Origin of the sequence: Polynucleobacter sp. TUM22923, from assembly GCF_030295705.1 — a bacterium.
In the GTDB taxonomy this organism is placed as follows: Bacteria; Pseudomonadota; Gammaproteobacteria; order Burkholderiales; family Burkholderiaceae; genus Polynucleobacter.
The window spans coordinates 1,267,432-1,284,600 of the sequence record NZ_AP027274.1 but is presented as its reverse complement, the minus strand read 5'-3'; the positions used below and the strand labels follow the sequence as shown (position 1 = coordinate 1,284,600).

Genomic DNA, 17,169 nt, shown 5'->3' with positions numbered 1-17,169 from the left:
ATGCCTTATATAGCCCCAGTTAAAGACATGCTGTTTGTAATGAATGAACTGGCCGGTTTATCAGAGGTAGTAGGCTACCCTCAGTATGAGCAAGCAGGCATTGATATTGATTTAGCGCCGGCGATCTTAGAGGAGGCGGCAAAATTTAACCAAGATGTTATTGCCCCTCTCAATTGGCCTGGCGATCAAAATCCCAGCACCTTGCAAGATGGAGAAGTACGTACGACCCCTGGTTTTAAAGAAGCCTTTTCTCAATTTGGGATGGCCGGTTGGCAGGGTGTTGTGCACCCAGCTCAGTTTGGCGGTCAAGGATTACCAAGGCTGATTTCGGTAGCGTGTTTCGAGATGGTGAACTCAGCAAACATGTCATTTGCCTTATGCCCCATGCTGACCGATGGTGCGATTGAGGCTTTATTGACCGCAGCTAGTCCGGTATTGCAAGAGCGCTTTGTTCCCAAGATGATTTCAGGTGAGTGGACTGGCACCATGAATTTAACAGAGCCACAAGCAGGCTCTGATTTGTCTATGGTGAGGACCCGTGCGCTACCGCAGGCTGATGGTAGTTACAAAATTATTGGCACCAAAATCTACATTACCTATGGTGATCACGACATGGCCAAAAATATCGTGCATTTAGTGCTTGCACGTGTTCCAGGTGCACCCGAGGGTATTAAAGGAATTTCATTATTTGTAGCGCCAAAATTCATGGTGAATACTGATGGATCTCTGGGTGAGCGCAACGACATTCAATGTGTTTCCTTAGAGCATAAGCTGGGTATTAAGGCGAGCCCCACTGCAGTGTTGCAGTTTGGTGATCATGGGGGAGCGGTTGCATATCTTGTGGGCGAGGAGAATCGTGGGCTGGAGTATATGTTCGTGATGATGAATGCCGCTCGATTCTCTGTTGGAATGCAAGGTGTCGCGATTGCTGAGCGCGCTTATCAAAAAGCAGTGCAATACGCAAAAGACCGCGTTCAAAGCCGCGACCTCAATTGGTCACCAGAGCCAGTTGCCATTATTCACCAACCAGATGTGAAGCGTATGTTAATGACAATGCGCGGCTATACAGAAGCATCAAGGGCATTGGCATACTATGCAGCTGCTGCAATCGATATCCAGCACGCCTCCCCCGATGAATTGATCCAAAAAGAGCATCAAGCTATTTATGAATTTTTGGTGCCGATTGTCAAAGGCTTTTCAACTGAAATGTCCATTGAGGTTGCTAGTTTAGGAATTCAGGTGCATGGCGGTATGGGTTTCATTGAGGAGACCGGCGTTGCACAATACTATCGAGATGCGCGCATTCTGACAATTTATGAGGGTACTACTGCTATTCAAGCAAATGACTTGGTAGGCAGAAAGACTGTGCGGGATAAAGGGGCTACCGCTCTTATTCTTGCGGGAAAGATTATCCAGACCGAAAAGGCTTTGATGGAAATGGGCACTAGTGATGCTAAGGCAACATCAATACAACTCACGCTTGCCCGTCAAGCATTCGAATCTGTTGTCGTCTATATTGTTGGTAATGCAAAAATAGATACTAAGGCGGTATATGCAGGTAGTGTTGCTTACCTTCGCCTATGCGGTTTGGTGCTAGGTGCATGGCAGATGAGTCGTGCCTTATTGGTGGCGTATCGTCTGCGTGATCAGGATCCTAGTTTTTATAATGCCAAAATTGCAACGGCACGTTTTTTTGCAGAAAACTTACTTCCACAAACACAGGCTCTAGCGACTTCTATTTTAGAGGGTGGTTATTCTACTAATGCGCTAGCAGTAGAACAATTCTAAGAAGTCTACTCACTGCGATAATTTTCTCGCCTCTTGTAATTGGGAGATGAAGAATTGCTCAAATGCAATCGCTAAAAAGGTCATCATTACGCCAACGCCTAATACTAGTGAAAAAATCACTGTGAGCACTACCAGCCAACCAGACCGAGTTGCTTTTTGCGGTTCAAGACCTGGGTTGAACTGCGCATCCCACTTTTCATCAGGACGCAAGCCAAATACGATAGTAGTGAGCCAGCTAGCTTCAATAGCAATAAAGCCAAAGGTAATTAAGACCCAGCCTGGGGCAGAATGAAGATGCGATTCTTTCAGTATCTGCCAACCAGCGATGCCGCCAATAAGTGAGAGCATTTGCGCCCAACCCCAGAATGATCTGAGGCCTTGGAGATAAAGACAATTTAAACCAGTACCCGGAAAGAATAATCCGAGGGAGCAAAAAAGGAGTTTGTATTTTTTCATTGGAGATTTCTAATTTCTGTAGCGATATGATGCAGTAATTTACTTAGCCTGATTATTTTTTTGTATAAAACTGAGTACTTCACGATCAGCACCAATCATCAGCAACTGATCGCCATTGCGAACGATTGAGCGGTAATCATTTAACTCGTATAAAAAATCATTCTCGAGTTCCATGCGTTGAGGGGTGCAGGCTATTTTTGTACTGGCAATTTGATCTAGTGTGAAGCCGCGGGCATCCTCGTTAATGCGGGCTGTAAAGCGATTGCAGCCAGTTGAACCACTAAGGCGCTCACCGTTGGTATCAAATTGGATCTGAATCGGGTTGCTGTTATCACCCTGAGGGATTTGTCGGGTGCGTACTTCACCCTGGGCATTGGGCGTTAAATTCCAGCGGACTAGCTCCCACTTCGTATTACGCAGCTCGCTGCTTGGGGGGCTCGTTTTGGCCGTGCAGGCAGGGATGACATTTGCGCAGGCCGTTAGCAGGCTCAATCCAGCGCAAGTCAATGCCATAAGCAGTCTATTTAAGCTATTACTAGAGGGTGTAAAACATATTATTTTGACTAACATTTTTTGTAAGCTATTGTTTTTAATGATTATTTAATGAAAAAAGTAATTCATGAATATGATGCTCTGTAATGAATCAGTTCTTAAATAGGTGGATACAACAAGGGTTTTCGTCTAGAATATGAGCTTTTGCGCTATACCGTGCGATTATTTTGTTAATTGGCATGTGCAGTTGGACATCTAGATTTCGTAGTACTTTCATTGGGTTTGTAATGAACCTGTTTTCATTTTAGATTTTAAGGAATAAGTATGGTCGTCATTCGACTGGCACGCGGCGGTTCAAAGAATCGTCCTTTCTATAGCATCGTAGCTACCGATAAACGTAATCGTCGCGACTCGAACTTTATCGAGCGACTCGGCTACTTCAATCCACAGGCAGCAGCAAATGAGCAGTCAATGCGCATTGCTCAAGACCGTTTGACCTACTGGACTGGTGTTGGTGCGCAGATCTCTCCAACAGTGGTGCGTTTGATCAAAAATAATCCTGCAGTCTAAAGACTTTATATCCAAAGACCTTTTCATTAGGAGAGGGTATTTGGTTGCAGAATCGACTGGCAGTAACGTTTGGGGAGCTGAGGTGGAGTCATCATGAGTACACCCTCCCTAGGCGAGTTGATTGAGATTGGCGCAGTTCAAGACGCCCAAGGCTTGCAGGGTCAGATTAAGGTTCGCCCTCATTCTTCAGATCCAGTAGCGCTTTTATCCAGTAAAGCAATTTGGCTCTCCCTCATCCCTCGTAGGCAAGAGGGCGTAGCTGCGTCTCTGGAGCAAGCGTCGTTAACGTTGTACAAGGTGAAGCAAGCCAAGATGCATAGCGGTACGGTATTGGTGACCCTGGATGGCGTGACTGATCGCAATGAGGCTGAAGCCTTAAAAGGTGCCCGCATTTTGGTTGGGCGCGATGTCTTCCCAAAAATAGAGAGCGATAGTTATTACTGGGTTGATCTTATTGGCTGCAAAACAATCAACCTTCAAGGTGAAGAGCTGGGTGAGGTGATTGACATTACTGATAATGGTGCCCATGGCATCATCTCCATCGGAGATGCGCAAACAAAAACAGTGAAGCAGCTTGTTCCGTTTGTGAAGGAAGTGATGCAGAGCGTAGATTTACCGAATAAGCTCATCACATTAGATTGGCAGTCCGACTGGTAGGAGCCTCAATTTCCACTATGCGTTTTGATGCCGTTACTTTATTCCCAGAGATGTTTACTGCTTTAACGCAGTGGGGTGTTACTGGTCGCGCGTGCGAGCGTGGTCTTGCCAGCGTGAACCTCTGGAATCCCCGCGACTTCTGCTCTGATCCTCGTAAGACTGTCGACGATCGCGCTTATGGCGGTGGCCCAGGCATGGTGATGATGGCAAAACCCCTAGAAGACACAATTTATGGGATTAAAGCTGAGCATGATGCTCAGGGCATCATTTCCGGGCCAATCTGCTTGTTGGCACCACAAGGTGAGATCTTTTCTCAAAAAATAGCCTCTGATATTTTGAGTAGGGGTAATTTAACTTTTATTTGTGGTCGCTATGAAGCGGTTGATCAGCGTTTCATTGAGCGCAATGTGGATTTACAGCTTTCTATGGGTGATTTTGTAGTTTCTGGCGGTGAATTGCCAGCAATGACCATGATGGATGCGGTGATTCGGCTTATTCCTGGAGTGCTTGGGGATGGCGAGTCAGCAGTCCAGGACAGCTTCATTAATGGCCTTTTGGACTACCCGCACTACACTCGACCCGAAATATATGAAAATTTATTGGTGCCGGACGTGCTTTTAGGCGGACATCACGCTAAAATAGCAGATTGGCGTCGGCAGAAGTCTTTAGAGCTGACGTTAAGGCTAAGGCCTGATTTAATTAAATCGGCCAGAGCTAATGGGTTGCTAAGTCGTGAAGATGAGCAATTTCTTTGCACTTTGTGAGTAATTGCAAAGTCGAATTAAATGTTGATGTTCTGATTTAGTGAAATGTTTTAACTGCATCCTCTGTCTGGTCCGTTGATGAAAGTCTCGGGATTAAACGCTGACAAGATGTTTAAGGATTAATAATGAATTTGATCGAAAAAATTGAGCAAGAAGAAATTGCTCGTCTAACTGCTAACCGAGTACTTCCTCCATTTGCTCCCGGTGATACTGTCATCGTTGGTGTGAACGTTGTTGAAGGTACACGCAAGCGTACTCAGGCCTTTGAAGGCGTTGTGATTGCTAAACGCAATCGCGGATTGAACTCTAGCTTCATCGTTCGTAAGATTTCATCTGGCGAAGGTGTAGAGCGTACATTCCAAACTTACTCACCATTGATCGCTAGTATTGAAGTTAAGCGTCGCGGTGATGTTCGTCGTGCAAAGCTGTACTACTTGCGTGATCGTTCAGGTAAGTCTGCGCGTATTAAAGAGAAGTTGCCTGCACGTAAGGTAAAAGTTGTCGCTCCAGCAGCGGCATAACAATTGCTTTAGTGTCATAAAAAAGGCGGCTTAGGCTGCCTTTTTTATTACCTTAAAATAATCCATGTCTAAAATCGATAATCCCCTAGAGCTGGCTACCAATATCGCCGCTCCAGCTGGTTTTGATGCGAAAGCAGTTCCTATCTATCGGGTTTGTGACAGCCAACCAAAGGTGATGTTAGATTCTCAGAGTGCTGTTGCAATCAAGGAGCGCTTTAACGCACCTCCACAATGGATTCCGGAGATCACTGATGAAAATCGGCATGTGATTGCTGCTGGAATTATTTCCAAGCGCCAAACCATTGGCAAGGAGACTCGGGCATCAGTGCTCATTCCTTTGCTCTTAAAGAATGATGGCCTTTCCGTCTTACTTACGCAAAGAACGGATCATCTGCAGGATCATGCGGGTCAAATTAGCTTTCCGGGCGGACGTATGGATCCTGGGGATACTGATGCTTACGATACGGCCCTGCGCGAGAGTGAAGAGGAAATTGGCCTGCTTCGAGAGCATGTGGAGATTATTGGTCATTTACCTCAGTATTTAACAGTTTCTGGATATAGCGTCACTCCAGTTGTGGGTTTAGTGAAACCTCAGGCAGAATACGTATTGGATGCCTTTGAAGTGGCAGATGTTTTTGAAGTACCCCTACATTTTTTAATGGACCCTGCAAATCATCAGGTGCGGGTCTGGGAGAGTGATTTGGGCGGTCGTCAGTTTTACTCTATGCCCTATGAAAATCGTTTTATCTGGGGTGCCACTGCTGGAATGTTACGAAACCTTTATCACCTACTAAAAGCATGACTTTCTTCTCTATTCTCTTTGCCCTTATCGCTGAGCAATACCGCCCAGTTACCGCCAATCATTGGATCGTGCGCATCTCAACTCGCTGGTTAGATTGGGTTGCCAGTGAGTTTGGCGGCAAGACCGAACAAGGGGCCTCTCCTGTGGGTGCTCGGATGGCCTGTTTGGTAGCCTTCATTCTGCCGACTTTTTTTGTGTTTGCCCTTTACGTCGCCTTCATGGTGACCTATCCTATCTTAGGCTTCTTATGGAACGTATTGATTGCGTATCTATTCTTTGGTTTTCGCCAATTTAGCCACTCTTTCACGGCCGTTCATGAGGCGATTACAAATCACGATTTACCGGCGGCACGCCTTGTACTCTCGGAGTGGTACGGACCTGAATTAGATGCTTCCAATCTCACGGAGGCTGAAGTGATTTCTTTGGCCTTAGAGCGTGCCATCATCGGTTCTCACCGCCATGTATTCGGTGTTCTCTTTTGGTTCATGATGCCAATGGGTCCAGCAGGAGTAGTGCTTTATCGTCTAGCTGATACTGCGGCTCAGCGCTGGTCAGAAAAAGGTGATTTTAATTTGAGTGAGTCGGCTCGACATTTCTTCTTTGTCTTGGATTGGATTCCATCACGGATTACTGCTATGGGTTTCGCAATTGTGGGTAATTTTGAGGGCGCAGTGTATGCATGGAGACACCTTACCCAAAAATGGTCTGACTCATTATCAGCGGTTATTTTGGCTGCAGGTAGCGGTGCCTTAGGCGTACGTTTAGGTGAGCCGATGAGTGAGCCCGATAGCGATGAAGCATTGCGTATGGCTGAGGCTGGAGAGCCTGTTTTTTATGAGGTAGGGCTAGAGCCGAATGAGCGTACGATGCGCTCCGCGATTGGCTTAGTGTGGCGTCTGGTTATCGTTTGGATGGCTTTATTGCTAATGCTGACCACCGCTCTTTGGCTTGGCTGATTCCCTGAATTTGTGTATCAGCTGTTTTTGAATCAGAACGAAGTTGTCCAAATAGCGCCAGTCTTTCAGGCGCTATTTCATTTTTATCGACTGCGGCACGAATAGCGCATTCTGGTTCGGTTTGGTGAGCGCAATTATGAAAGCGACATTTGCCCATATAGTCTTTAAATTCTCTAAAGGCGTGCTCCAACTCACTCACGGACATATGCGCCAAACCAAACTCTTGAAAACCGGGGGAATCTATTAAGGCTCCTAATTTTCCGCTGGCATCTCGTCCCCACTCTTCAGGCAGTTCAAAATAACGACAGGCGGTTGTCGTATGTTTACCGGTATCCAAGCGCACGGAATACTCTTGAGTGATGGCGGCAGCATTAGGTACCCAGGCATTGAGAAGGCTAGACTTACCCATGCCGGACTGACCAACAAAAACCGATATCTTGCCTTGTATCGCAGGACGTAAAGCCTCAATAGATGCTGCATCAAACTTGGCTGATACCTCAGTGACTGGATACCCCATACGTGCATAAGGCGCAATAATCTTCCGGGCATGTTCTAGGTTATCTTTGAGATCAGATTTATTGAGCAGAATGTGTAAACCAATTTGATTAGTTTCCGCAGCAACCACAGCTCTACCTAAAAGATCGGGTGAGAATGCCGGTTGCGTCGCCAGTACAACTAATATTTGGTCTACATTGGATGCAATGAGCTTACTTTTGAAGGCATCTGATCGATAGAGTAGGTTCTCTCTTGGCTCAATATGGATGATGCGCGCCTGATCTAGGGAGGTCATCTCCAATAGCATTCGATCGCCAACTGCGCCAATATGTTGCTTAGCCGGAGTACTTACTTGGATGAGTTCCCCGGCAGGGGATTCGTTACCATGCCCATCTTGTACTAAGCGCTGTGCTAAGTAGTGCCTCCCATAAGAGGCGGTTAAGAGCGCATGAAACTGTTCCATTAATTCTGGTGGTCCTTAGCTTAATCGCTTGAGGTTGGCAATACGTAGCGGAGCGGGGGGGTGCGAGCTATAAAAAGCCGTATAAATAGGGTCGGGTGTCAGTGTCGAGGCATTGTCCTGATAGAGTTTTACAAGGGCAGAGATCAAATCACTTGCAGAGGACTTATCAGCCGCAAATCCATCAGCTTCATACTCATGTTTGCGGGATGCCAAACTAGACAGTGGAGTGAAGAAAAAACTAAAAACAGGTGAGACCAACATGAAGAGGGCTAGCGCCAGTCCACCGTTATATCCGTTGGGATTAGGAGTGACACCTAGGCCGCTATAGAACCAAGCTTGTGTGCTTATCCAGCCCAATAGCGCAAAAATAGCAAAACTCAGGATGAATGAAACCATCAAACGTTTACGAATGTGATTGCACTTGTAATGACCCAGTTCATGAGCGAGCACTGCTTCGACTTCGCCGGGGTTCAGTTTTTCAATTAAGGTATCAAAAAATACAATTCGTTTCGCTTTGCCCATGCCAGCAAAAAATGCATTGCCGTGCGCACTACGTTTGCTACCATCCATAACGAAAAGACCCTGGCTTGCAAAGTCGCAACGTTTTAATAAGGCCTCAATCTGGGTTTTTAAGGCACCTTCTTCTAAAGGCTGGAATTTATTAAAAATTGGGGCAATCAGCGTTGGAAAAATCCACTGCATCAGTAGGCTAAATACAGTTAACACTCCCCACGCCCAGAGCCACCAAAAGTCACCTGCCTGCGCCATCAGGCTGAGAATGACCCAAAGTAATGGGACGCCAATTGCCCCACCCACGCCAAGACCTTTAAACATATCACTGAAAAATAGGCGTGTGTTCATGCGATTAAATCCGAAGCGTTCTTCTAGGTAAAATTGTTTGTACCAAGAAAAAGGTAGATCAATGATTCCGGAAATAATAACAATGGATATTAGTAAAGCAATTTGCTGAGCGATGCCTTCACCCAGTAATTCTAGTAGTCCCATATTTAGGATCTGCAGACCGCCCATGAGCGTAAAGGCAATCAAGATAACGGCACTAACTCCATTTTCTAAAATACCCAATCGAAGTTTAGCAATTGTGTAGTCGGCAGCCTTTTGATGCTCCGCTAAAGTAATTTGGGCGGCAAATTCTGTGGGGACCGAATGGCGATGCACTGCGACGTGTCGAATTTGACGTTGAGATAACCAGTGGCGTAGACCGAAGCTAGCGATGAGGGCGATTAAAAAAATAATTGTGAATGTCATGAGATCATTATAAGTATGAGTGAAAAAAACAGTACCCCAGCAATAAAGCCAGCACCAGCCAGTGAATACCTCATTTGGGTAGATATGGAGATGTCAGGTCTTAACCCTGAAAAAGAGCGCATTCTAGAAATTGCAATGATAGTGACTGATGCCCAGCTAAATACGATTGCCACCGCCCCTGTTTGGGTGGTTCATCAAGATGATGCCCTGTTAGAGCAAATGGATGCTTGGAATAAAGGCACCCATGGGCGTTCGGGTCTGATTGATAAGGTAAAGGCTTCGACCTTGGACGAGGCGACTGCTGAGGCAGAGTGCATTGCTTTCTTAAAAAAATACGTTAAGCCGGGCGTCATTCCCATGTGCGGCAATACGATTGGCCAAGATAGGCGCTTCATGGCGAAATATATGCCTAAATTAGAGTCATTCTTTCATTATCGAAATATTGATGTCTCGACCTTAAAGGAGCTCTGTAAGCGTTGGCACCCTGAGTTAGTGAAGGGGTTTGCTAAAAACCAGGCCCATACAGCCTTGGCAGATATTCAGGAATCGATTGAGGAATTGAAGTATTACCGCGAAAAATGGATTGTGCCGCTGCCTGAGTAAACGACTTTCAAGGAAAAGGGTTCAGAGGCGAACCCTTTTTTAATCCCATAATTATTTTTTGATAGCGCTTTTAGGCCTAAAGGCCTTGATGATGGCCTCATTTGTTTCGATGTAAGGACCGCCAATCAAATCAATGCAGTAGGGTACTGCAGCGAAAATGCCGGGAACGATCGATTTCCCCTCGGGATCTTTGAGGCCCTCTAAGGTTTCTTTAATAGATTTTGGTTGGCCGGGCAAATTAATAATGAGCGCAGTGTGACCTTCAATTTCACGTAGGACAGCAGTCTGGCGCGACAAAATGGCGGTGGGTACAAAGCGAAGGCTAATTTGACGCATTTGCTCGCCAAATCCGGGCATTTCCCGGGTTCCCGCGTCAATAGTGGCATCAGGGGTTACATCTCTCAATGAGGGGCCTGTGCCGCCTGTGGTGAGGATTAAATCGCATCCTAGCTCGTCCGTGAGCTCGATAATCGTTTCCGTAATGACTTCACGCTCATCTGCCACCAATCTTTCGTGAAATACGCAGGGGGTGTTAAGCGCACTCATGAGCCAAGCCTGCAGGGCGGGAATACCTTCGTCCGTATAAACGCCTTTACTTGCTCTATCAGAGGCTGATATTAAGCCGATTCGAATTTCATTGGGGGCGGATCTTATCCAAGTTTCATTTGGCATCATGCTTCTATTCTAGCTATTATTAGGGCATGTTTACATACTCATCAAATCAGTTCCAAGAAATTATCGATTACATGCTCAAAGAGGCCAAAAGAAGGGGTGCCTCGGATGCAGTAGCAGAGATTTCTGAGGGGCAGGGTCTCTCGGTCACCGTTCGTAAGGGGGAGGTTGAAACCATTGAACAGAGCTTGGATAAGCAGGTCGGTGTGACCGTCTTTTTAGGGCATCGCCGCGGTAATGCAAGCACAAGTGATTTTTCTCAAGCTTCTTTACGAGCAACAGTCGAGGCTGCATACCATATAGCCCAACATACGGCAGAAGATGTTTGCGCTGGTCCTGCTGAAAAATCATTATTGGAAAAGCATCCGTTAGACTTGGATTTATTTCATCCATGGGATCTTGATTCAGCTACGGCCATTGAGATTGCTCGCGTTTCTGAAGGCGCTGCTTTTGCAGTCAGCAAGCAAATTAAAAACAGTGATGGCGCCTCAGTGTCTGCTCACCATGCGCATTTCATGATGGGAACCAGTAATGGGTTCATGGGTGGATATCCGTTCTCTCGGCACTACATTTCTTGCGCCCCTATTGCTAATGAGGCTGCTAAAAAATCACGTATGCAAAGGGATGATTGGTACTCCAGCTCCCGCATTCCTGAGGAGCTCGCAGATCCTGCTTCGATTGGTATTTATGCTGCTAAACGTGCCCTTTCGCGTCTGCATGCTAGATCCTTATCTACCCGTCGCTGCCCGGTTATTTTTGAAGCGCCACTAGCGGCAGGTTTATTGGGCGGCCTTGTGCAGGCTGTTTCAGGCGGAGCCTTATATCGTCGCTCCAGCTTCTTGCTCGATAGCTTAGGTAAGCAAGTACTGCCAAAGCATATTAGCCTTCATGAGAACCCGCATCTCAAGGCTATGACAGGAAGCTCACCATTTGATGAAGAGGGCGTCAAGACCTCCGCTCGAACGGTAGTGGATAAAGGTATTTTGCAGGGCTATTTCTTATCTACGTACTCTGCTCGAAAGTTGGGCATGGAAACTACAGGAAATGCCGGCGGCTCTCATCACCTTACCTTGCAAAGCCGCAAGACCCCGAAGGGTGGCTTACCGGCGCTATTAAAAGAGATGGGTACTGGTTTGTTGGTAACGGAGCTGATGGGTCAAGGGGTCAACTATGTTACTGGCGACTACTCTCGAGGCGCCTTTGGTTATTGGGTTGAGAACGGCGAGATACAGTTTCCTGTGGAAGAGGTCACTATTGCTGGTAACTTGCGAGACATGCTGCTCGATATTCAGGCTATTGGTAGCGATACGCTAATCAGAGGCACGAAAGAAACCGGCTCTATTTTGATTGGCTCGATGACGATCGGCGGAAAATAAGTTATCGGGATTAAAAAAATAAATACAGTATTTACTAGGGGTTAGAAGATGCAAAGACGTTCCTTTTTAAAGAAAGCCACTTTAGGTGCGGGCGCAGCTGCGGCGACATTCTCTGCACCAGGTATTGCACAAGGCCTGCCAACCCTCAATTGGCGTTTAGTTTCTAGCTTCCCTAAATCCTTGGACACCTTATTTGGTACGCCAGAGGTATTTGCTGCGGCACTGAGAAAGGCTACCGATGGAAAATTTAACGTCAAGATATTTGCAGCTGGCGAAGTGGTACCAGCATTGCAAGTATTAGATGCCGTACAAAATGGCACTGTTGAATGTGGCCATACGGCGAGCTACTACTACATTGGAAAAAATAGCGCCTTCATCTTTGATACGGCTGCACCCTTTGGAATGACTGCACGGCAACAGTCTGCTTGGATGCTGCATGGTAATGGCATGAAGTTAATGCGCGAACTATATGCGAGCTACAACATCGTCAATTTTTTGGGTGGTCAAACGGGTACTCAGATGGGTGGTTGGTTTCGGAAAGAAATTAAATCTCTTGAGGATTTAAAGGGGCTTAAATTTCGTATTGCAGGTTTTGCAGGTCAAGTACTTGCCAAATTGGGAGTGGTTCCACAGCAGCTGCCTGCTGGAGAAATTTATTCAGCCCTAGAAAAAGGCACGATCGATGCCGCTGAATTTGTCGGTCCGTATGATGATGAGAAATTGGGCTTGGCCAAGGTTGCAAAGAATTACTATTACCCCGCCTTTTGGGAGGGTGCTGCCGGCCTATCATTTCTAGTGAATAAGAAGCAGTGGGATGCCTTACCGCCTTCATATCAGGCGGCTTGGGAGGCCGCCTGCTTTCAGGCGCACACGGATATGTGTGCCAAGTATGATGCCCTCAATCCTCCAGCTTTGCAGCGCCTCATTCAAAGTGGTGCGGTGTTACGGAAATTTAATAACACCATCTTGGATGCGTGCTTTAAAGCTTCTCAGGAAACCTATGCAGAAGAGTCGATTAAAAACCCTCAATTTAAGAAAATATTCGACGACTATCGTGTGTTCAGAAACATGGAGGCTCAGTGGTTCAACGTAGCCGAACAAGCTTTTGCCCAGTACAGCTTTACCAAAAAGCTTTAAAGAGCCTTTAACTGTTCTTTATTTCCGATCAAGCGTAATAAAACTAAAGGTCATTTCTCCCTCCGAGGCAGGGGTGCGCTCGACCTCCGTCCAGTCAGATGCATTTGGTATTGCAAAGAAAGTATCGCCACCATCTACATCAATGTCAATTTCAGTAATGTAAAGGCGATCCGCTCTTGGGAATGCTTGAGTAAATAGCTGTTCGCCGCCAATTACAAATACACGCGAAAATTCACTCAGGCTATTAAGTGCCCCATCTAATGAATGGACTACCTCAGCACCCGTCAGCTGCAAGTCTAGATTGCGACTAACAACGATATTGCGACGACCCGGAAGAGGGCGGCCAATCGACTCCCAGGTTTTGCGACCCATAATAACTGGGTGACCCATAGTTACTTTTTTAAAGAACTGTAGGTCTGCGGAAATTTTCCAAGGCATTTGATTATCTCGACCAATGACGTGGTTGCGGGAGCGAGCGACAATCATAGAGATGGCTGGTTGAGTCATAGTATTTTTTCTTAGATGGCTACAGGTGCTTTGATTGCTGGGTGACATTCATATCCGACGATTTCAAAATCCTCGAACTCGTAATCAAAAATGGAATCCGGTTTTCGTAATATTTTGAGCTTGGGTAGTGAAAAAAAATCCCTTGATAACTGCAAATCTACCTGCTCTAGGTGGTTGCTGTAAAGATGGCAATCGCCCCCGGTCCATACAAAATCACCAACTTCAAGATTGCACTGTTGAGCCATCATGTGGGTTAGCAAAGCATAGCTTGCAATGTTGAATGGCACGCCTAAAAAGATATCGGCACTCCGTTGATAGAGTTGGCAAGATAGCTTGCCATCGGCAACATAAAATTGAAAAAATGCATGGCAGGGAGCAAGGGCCATGCGGGGAATATCAGCTACATTCCAGGCGGACACAATAATGCGACGAGAATCCGGATTTTTTTTGAGTGTCTCTACAACTTCTGCAATTTGGTCAATGTGTTTGCCGTCAGGCGCAGGCCAAGAACGCCATTGATAGCCATATATAGGACCCAGATCCCCATCAGGAGCAGCCCATTCATTCCAAATAGAGACACCACGCTCTTTGAGCCAGTTATTATCCGTACTCCCTTTGAGAAACCAGATTAATTCAAGAATGATGGATTTGAGATGCAGTTTTTTGGTGGTGACCATCGGAAAGCCCTCGGCCAAATTAAAGCGCATCTGGTGACCAAAGACGGAGATAGTGCCTGTGCCGGTTCTGTCTGCTTTTTGGACGCCCTTGGAAAGGACTTCCTGCATGAGATCGTGATATTGATGCATAAGGTTCTTTTGCTAAATCAGGTGGTAATAGTTAGAGCTTACCCGAAAGTTGGAGAGCTCACCCCAAGGGCTTTGTGGAGCTTTGGCGAGGTAGTGGTGTACTGCAACTGGATCAGTTTTTCGGGGGCCAAGTAGGCTGCAGCTGCAAAAGCAGCTAAGGCTGCCTCATGAAAGCCTGAGAGAATCAATTTCTTTTTCCCGGGATAAGTATTGATGTCACCTACGGCATAGATACCAGCAGTGCTAGTCTGAAAAGTCGCCGTATCTACTGCAATTTGTTTTCGATCAATATCTAGTCCCCATTGGGCGATAGGACCTAGCTTTGGGGATAGACCATAAAAAAGCAAAAGAGAATCAAGCTCAATTGCGCAAACTTCACCATCGATACCCGTCACGGAAATTTCAGTTAACAAGCCATCTTCTGACTTAATGCCCGTAATTTGGCCAATCTCTAATTGAATGCGTTGCTCAGCACAAAGTTCACGCATCTTAGCAACCGATTGGGGGGCTGCTTTGAACTCATCGCGACGATGAATTAAGGTAATACTCTTAGCCTTACCTACAAAATATAGCGCCCAATCCAAGGCTGAATCGCCGCCACCACAAACCACTATTTTCTTTCCGGAAAACAGATCAGGATCTTGTACTTTATAAAAAACCTGCTTATCTACAAAAAATTCAATACCATCAAGATTGAGGGTGCGCGGCTGAAACGCGCCGACACCAGCTGCAACAAAAACGGTTTTACTCAGAAACTGTTGATCTTGAGATGTAACGATCTTAAATCGGCCATCTGTTTGTTGTTCAAGAGTGGAGACCTCTTGATTTAAATGAAACTGTGGTTTGAATGGCTCTATTTGTTTTAAGAGATTATTGGTGAGCTCGCGACCGGTACACACTGGCACAGCGGGAATATCGTAAATGGGTTTATCTGGATAGAGCTCCATGCATTGACCGCCCACCTGGGGTAGGGAGTCGATGACGTGGGTTTTTATTTCTAGCAATCCGAGTTCAAAAACTTGGAAGAGCCCCACTGGACCGGCACCAATGATGACTGCATCGGTTTCAATGGGGGAGTGCAATTTATTTCACCAATTGATCAAGTTTATTTTTGACATCTTTCCACTCGTCCGCATCCGGTAACCCAGGCTTAGATTTGGTAATGGATGTCCATGATGCCGATAAATCGGCGTTGAGCTTAATGAAAGATTGCTGGTCACCGGGCACATCATCTTCTGCATAAATTGCATTGACGGGGCACTCTGGTACGCATACTGCACAATCAATACACTCATCTGGATCGATGACTAAAAAATTGGGACCTTCGCGAAAACAATCTACAGGGCAGACGTCTACGCAATCGGTATATTTGCAACGGATGCAGGCTTCAGTAACAACGTAAGTCATGATGGCTCGGATAGGAGGCGCCCAAAATCAATGGACTACCAGGTTGTAAAACCCAATTTTAGCTGAATCAGCCTATTTTTCAGGCAAAGGGGTCAATTTACTTGAGGTAAAGTCTCGCTATGAGCACACAAACCAACGCTAGCCTCACCCATAAGCCGAAGATTTTGGTCGCAAGGGCGATTTTTCCGGAAGCGCTGGTGAAATTGGAGGAGCTTTACGAGGTACATTCCAACCAATCCGACCGGGTTATGAGTGCTGAAGCCTTGCAAAAAGCCCTTTCTGATGTTCAAGGAGCCTTAGTTACAGGAAGCGAGCGTATTGATACTGCAGCTCTAACAATGGCCAAGGACCTCAAGGTGGTCGCTAATATTTCAGTTGGGTACAACAACTTTGATGTTCCTGCTATGACTGCTGCCGGGGTATTGGCAACGAATACCCCCGATGTTCTTACGGATACAACCGCAGATTTCGGTTTCGCTTTATTGATGGCTACGGCAAGGCGAATTACGGAGTCTGAGCATTGGGTCAGAGCGGGGAAATGGGACCAATGGTCCATTGTGAATAATCCACTGGGGATGGATTTGCACAATAGTACTGTGGGCATCATTGGTATGGGCCGTATTGGGCAGGGTATTGCAAAGCGTGCACTCGGTTTTGGTATGAAAGTGATTTATCACAACCGTAGTCAGCTATCCGCAGAGGATGAAGAAGCCTGCGGCGCAAGCTACGTTTCAAAAGAATCGTTGTTACAGAATGCGGATCATGTTGTGTTGGTGTTGCCTTATACCGCACAGAATCACCATACTATTGGCGCTGCAGAAATTGCGCTAATGAAGCCTACTGCAACCTTGGTGAATATTGCCCGTGGCGGTATTGTGGATGATTCGGCTCTGGCACAGGCGCTGCAAGCTAGAAAAATATTTGCCGCTGGCCTTGATGTATTTGAAGGTGAGCCTAAAGTGCATCCAGAGTTACTCAAGTGCAGCAATATTGTTTTAGCCCCGCATATTGCCAGCGCTACAGAAAAAACACGCAGAGCAATGGTTGATCTTGCAATCGAAAACTTACGAGCAGCGCTAGATGGGAAAAAACCACCCAGCTTAATTAATACTGAAGTATTTTCTAAAGCTTAGTCTGATTCAATTTCTTCTGGGAGTTCGCGGATAGCCAATTCAATACCACCGAATTTCCCCGCAACCCAGTTATATACTTTGCAGGCAATCCACAGCAAAGCAAAGCCAAGGACAGCGTTCAAAATTAAAGCGGATAGCACGGTAAATCCAGGAATTGAACCATCACGAATGAAGGCTACAAAAAGAGCAAGTATCACTATGGGTGCTGAGAAGCAGAGATAGACCAACACCAATGTTTTGGCAGTATGCATTGGGTCTACGTAGACAAGTTCTTTTTTAGTAAGTTTCATAATGGGGC

21 protein-coding genes are annotated in these 17,169 nt (G+C 46.2%); 11 read left to right on the top strand and 10 right to left on the bottom strand.

Features of this window, described 5'->3' with window-relative positions:
• Positions 1-1,788 (top strand): acyl-CoA dehydrogenase, encoded by a 1,788-nt coding sequence (locus QUD86_RS06555; protein WP_286296089.1) that lies wholly within the window; start codon positions 1-3, stop codon positions 1,786-1,788.
• 9 nt (positions 1,789-1,797) lie between these two features.
• Here the strand turns inward: QUD86_RS06555 and QUD86_RS06550 are convergent, their stop codons facing one another.
• A complete protein-coding gene (locus QUD86_RS06550) occupies positions 1,798-2,244 on the bottom strand; it encodes a hypothetical protein (RefSeq protein ID WP_286296087.1) in 447 nt (148 codons plus the stop codon).
• Positions 2,245-2,283: 39 nt separating this feature from the next.
• Positions 2,284-2,757 (bottom strand): META domain-containing protein, encoded by a 474-nt coding sequence (locus tag QUD86_RS06545; RefSeq protein ID WP_286296085.1) that lies wholly within the window; start codon positions 2,755-2,757, stop codon positions 2,284-2,286.
• 303 nt (positions 2,758-3,060) lie between these two features.
• Here QUD86_RS06545 and rpsP point away from each other — a divergent pair, with 303 nt between their 5' ends.
• From rpsP to QUD86_RS06515, 6 genes are all read left to right on the top strand, one after another.
• Positions 3,061-3,306: a 30S ribosomal protein S16 gene (rpsP, locus tag QUD86_RS06540; RefSeq protein WP_100378955.1), complete on the top strand. Its 246-nt coding sequence runs from the start codon at positions 3,061-3,063 to the stop codon at positions 3,304-3,306.
• Between the two features lie 93 nt (positions 3,307-3,399).
• Complete coding sequence (rimM, locus tag QUD86_RS06535) at positions 3,400-3,963, top strand: ribosome maturation factor RimM (protein WP_286296080.1); 564 nt, start codon at positions 3,400-3,402, stop codon at positions 3,961-3,963.
• Between the two features lie 17 nt (positions 3,964-3,980).
• The gene (gene trmD / locus QUD86_RS06530) at positions 3,981-4,727 is read left to right on the top strand and encodes a tRNA (guanosine(37)-N1)-methyltransferase TrmD (RefSeq protein ID WP_286296078.1); all 747 of its coding nucleotides are present in this window, start codon (positions 3,981-3,983) and stop codon (positions 4,725-4,727) included.
• A 125-nt stretch (positions 4,728-4,852) separates the two neighbouring features.
• Positions 4,853-5,248, top strand: coding sequence for a 50S ribosomal protein L19 (gene rplS, locus QUD86_RS06525; protein WP_286296077.1), 396 nt, complete (start codon positions 4,853-4,855; stop codon positions 5,246-5,248).
• A gap of 64 nt (positions 5,249-5,312) precedes the next feature.
• Complete coding sequence (locus QUD86_RS06520; RefSeq protein ID WP_286296075.1) at positions 5,313-6,050, top strand: CoA pyrophosphatase; 738 nt, start codon at positions 5,313-5,315, stop codon at positions 6,048-6,050.
• A complete protein-coding gene (locus QUD86_RS06515; RefSeq protein ID WP_286296073.1) occupies positions 6,047-7,006 on the top strand; it encodes a CobD/CbiB family protein in 960 nt (319 codons plus the stop codon). The genes QUD86_RS06520 and QUD86_RS06515 overlap by 4 nt, the downstream gene beginning before the upstream one ends.
• Here QUD86_RS06515 and rsgA read toward each other — a convergent pair.
• Together rsgA and QUD86_RS06505 are read right to left on the bottom strand one after the other, a co-directional pair.
• Positions 6,951-7,964 (bottom strand): ribosome small subunit-dependent GTPase A, encoded by a 1,014-nt coding sequence (gene rsgA / locus QUD86_RS06510; protein ID WP_286296071.1) that lies wholly within the window; start codon positions 7,962-7,964, stop codon positions 6,951-6,953. The genes QUD86_RS06515 and rsgA overlap by 56 nt on opposite strands.
• Positions 7,965-7,979: 15 nt before the next feature.
• Positions 7,980-9,230, bottom strand: coding sequence for a M48 family metallopeptidase (locus QUD86_RS06505; RefSeq protein ID WP_286296070.1), 1,251 nt, complete (start codon positions 9,228-9,230; stop codon positions 7,980-7,982).
• A gap of 15 nt (positions 9,231-9,245) precedes the next feature.
• On the opposite strand from QUD86_RS06505, the gene orn reads away from it, so the two are divergent.
• Positions 9,246-9,833, top strand: coding sequence for an oligoribonuclease (gene orn / locus QUD86_RS06500; protein ID WP_286296069.1), 588 nt, complete (start codon positions 9,246-9,248; stop codon positions 9,831-9,833).
• A gap of 51 nt (positions 9,834-9,884) precedes the next feature.
• On the opposite strand, the gene mog is transcribed toward orn, so the two are convergent.
• A complete protein-coding gene (gene mog / locus QUD86_RS06495; protein ID WP_502928859.1) occupies positions 9,885-10,508 on the bottom strand; it encodes a molybdopterin adenylyltransferase in 624 nt (207 codons plus the stop codon).
• 26 nt (positions 10,509-10,534) lie between these two features.
• Here mog and pmbA point away from each other — a divergent pair, with 26 nt between their 5' ends.
• Both pmbA and QUD86_RS06485 read left to right on the top strand, forming a co-directional pair.
• Positions 10,535-11,881, top strand: a complete 1,347-nt coding sequence (pmbA, locus tag QUD86_RS06490) for a metalloprotease PmbA (protein ID WP_286296068.1) — start codon at positions 10,535-10,537, stop codon at positions 11,879-11,881.
• Positions 11,882-11,929: 48 nt separating this feature from the next.
• Positions 11,930-13,018, top strand: coding sequence for a TRAP transporter substrate-binding protein (locus QUD86_RS06485; RefSeq protein WP_286296067.1), 1,089 nt, complete (start codon positions 11,930-11,932; stop codon positions 13,016-13,018).
• An 18-nt stretch (positions 13,019-13,036) separates the two neighbouring features.
• On the opposite strand, the gene QUD86_RS06480 is transcribed toward QUD86_RS06485, so the two are convergent.
• Genes QUD86_RS06480 through fdxA form a run of 4 tightly spaced genes read right to left on the bottom strand, consistent with a single transcriptional unit; the run spans position 13,037 to position 15,738 of the window.
• Complete coding sequence (locus tag QUD86_RS06480; protein ID WP_286296065.1) at positions 13,037-13,525, bottom strand: dihydrofolate reductase; 489 nt, start codon at positions 13,523-13,525, stop codon at positions 13,037-13,039.
• Between the two features lie 11 nt (positions 13,526-13,536).
• A complete protein-coding gene (locus QUD86_RS06475; protein WP_286296063.1) occupies positions 13,537-14,331 on the bottom strand; it encodes a thymidylate synthase in 795 nt (264 codons plus the stop codon).
• Between the two features lie 38 nt (positions 14,332-14,369).
• A complete protein-coding gene (locus tag QUD86_RS06470; protein ID WP_286296060.1) occupies positions 14,370-15,413 on the bottom strand; it encodes an NAD(P)/FAD-dependent oxidoreductase in 1,044 nt (347 codons plus the stop codon).
• Position 15,414: 1 nt separating this feature from the next.
• A complete protein-coding gene (gene fdxA / locus QUD86_RS06465) occupies positions 15,415-15,738 on the bottom strand; it encodes a ferredoxin FdxA (RefSeq protein WP_286296057.1) in 324 nt (107 codons plus the stop codon).
• Between the two features lie 119 nt (positions 15,739-15,857).
• Between fdxA and QUD86_RS06460 the strand changes: the two genes are divergently transcribed.
• Positions 15,858-16,871: a 2-hydroxyacid dehydrogenase gene (locus tag QUD86_RS06460; RefSeq protein ID WP_286296056.1), complete on the top strand. Its 1,014-nt coding sequence runs from the start codon at positions 15,858-15,860 to the stop codon at positions 16,869-16,871.
• Here the strand turns inward: QUD86_RS06460 and QUD86_RS06455 are convergent.
• Positions 16,868-17,161, bottom strand: a complete 294-nt coding sequence (locus QUD86_RS06455; protein WP_100378939.1) for a hypothetical protein — start codon at positions 17,159-17,161, stop codon at positions 16,868-16,870. The two genes, QUD86_RS06460 and QUD86_RS06455, sit on opposite strands and share 4 nt — an antisense overlap.
• Between the last annotated feature and the right edge of the window lie 8 nt (positions 17,162-17,169).

Bases quoted from the DNA above. Each gene is read 5' to 3' on its own strand.
- QUD86_RS06555 (WP_286296089.1), top strand. From the start codon at position 1: ATGCCTTATATAGCCCCAGTTAAAGACATGCTGTTTGTAATGAATGAA.
- QUD86_RS06550 (WP_286296087.1), bottom strand. From the start codon at position 2,244: ATGAAAAAATACAAACTCCTTTTTTGCTCCCTCGGATTATTCTTTCCG.
- QUD86_RS06545 (WP_286296085.1), bottom strand. From the start codon at position 2,757: ATGGCATTGACTTGCGCTGGATTGAGCCTGCTAACGGCCTGCGCAAAT.
- rpsP (WP_100378955.1), top strand. From the start codon at position 3,061: ATGGTCGTCATTCGACTGGCACGCGGCGGTTCAAAGAATCGTCCTTTC.
- rimM (WP_286296080.1), top strand. From the start codon at position 3,400: ATGAGTACACCCTCCCTAGGCGAGTTGATTGAGATTGGCGCAGTTCAA.
- trmD (WP_286296078.1), top strand. From the start codon at position 3,981: ATGCGTTTTGATGCCGTTACTTTATTCCCAGAGATGTTTACTGCTTTA.
- rplS (WP_286296077.1), top strand. From the start codon at position 4,853: ATGAATTTGATCGAAAAAATTGAGCAAGAAGAAATTGCTCGTCTAACT.
- QUD86_RS06520 (WP_286296075.1), top strand. From the start codon at position 5,313: ATGTCTAAAATCGATAATCCCCTAGAGCTGGCTACCAATATCGCCGCT.
- QUD86_RS06515 (WP_286296073.1), top strand. From the start codon at position 6,047: ATGACTTTCTTCTCTATTCTCTTTGCCCTTATCGCTGAGCAATACCGC.
- rsgA (WP_286296071.1), bottom strand. From the start codon at position 7,964: ATGGAACAGTTTCATGCGCTCTTAACCGCCTCTTATGGGAGGCACTAC.
- QUD86_RS06505 (WP_286296070.1), bottom strand. From the start codon at position 9,230: ATGACATTCACAATTATTTTTTTAATCGCCCTCATCGCTAGCTTCGGT.
- orn (WP_286296069.1), top strand. From the start codon at position 9,246: ATGAGTGAAAAAAACAGTACCCCAGCAATAAAGCCAGCACCAGCCAGT.
- mog (WP_502928859.1), bottom strand. From the start codon at position 10,508: ATGATGCCAAATGAAACTTGGATAAGATCCGCCCCCAATGAAATTCGA.
- pmbA (WP_286296068.1), top strand. From the start codon at position 10,535: ATGTTTACATACTCATCAAATCAGTTCCAAGAAATTATCGATTACATG.
- QUD86_RS06485 (WP_286296067.1), top strand. From the start codon at position 11,930: ATGCAAAGACGTTCCTTTTTAAAGAAAGCCACTTTAGGTGCGGGCGCA.
- QUD86_RS06480 (WP_286296065.1), bottom strand. From the start codon at position 13,525: ATGACTCAACCAGCCATCTCTATGATTGTCGCTCGCTCCCGCAACCAC.
- QUD86_RS06475 (WP_286296063.1), bottom strand. From the start codon at position 14,331: ATGCATCAATATCACGATCTCATGCAGGAAGTCCTTTCCAAGGGCGTC.
- fdxA (WP_286296057.1), bottom strand. From the start codon at position 15,738: ATGACTTACGTTGTTACTGAAGCCTGCATCCGTTGCAAATATACCGAT.
- QUD86_RS06460 (WP_286296056.1), top strand. From the start codon at position 15,858: ATGAGCACACAAACCAACGCTAGCCTCACCCATAAGCCGAAGATTTTG.
- QUD86_RS06455 (WP_100378939.1), bottom strand. From the start codon at position 17,161: ATGAAACTTACTAAAAAAGAACTTGTCTACGTAGACCCAATGCATACT.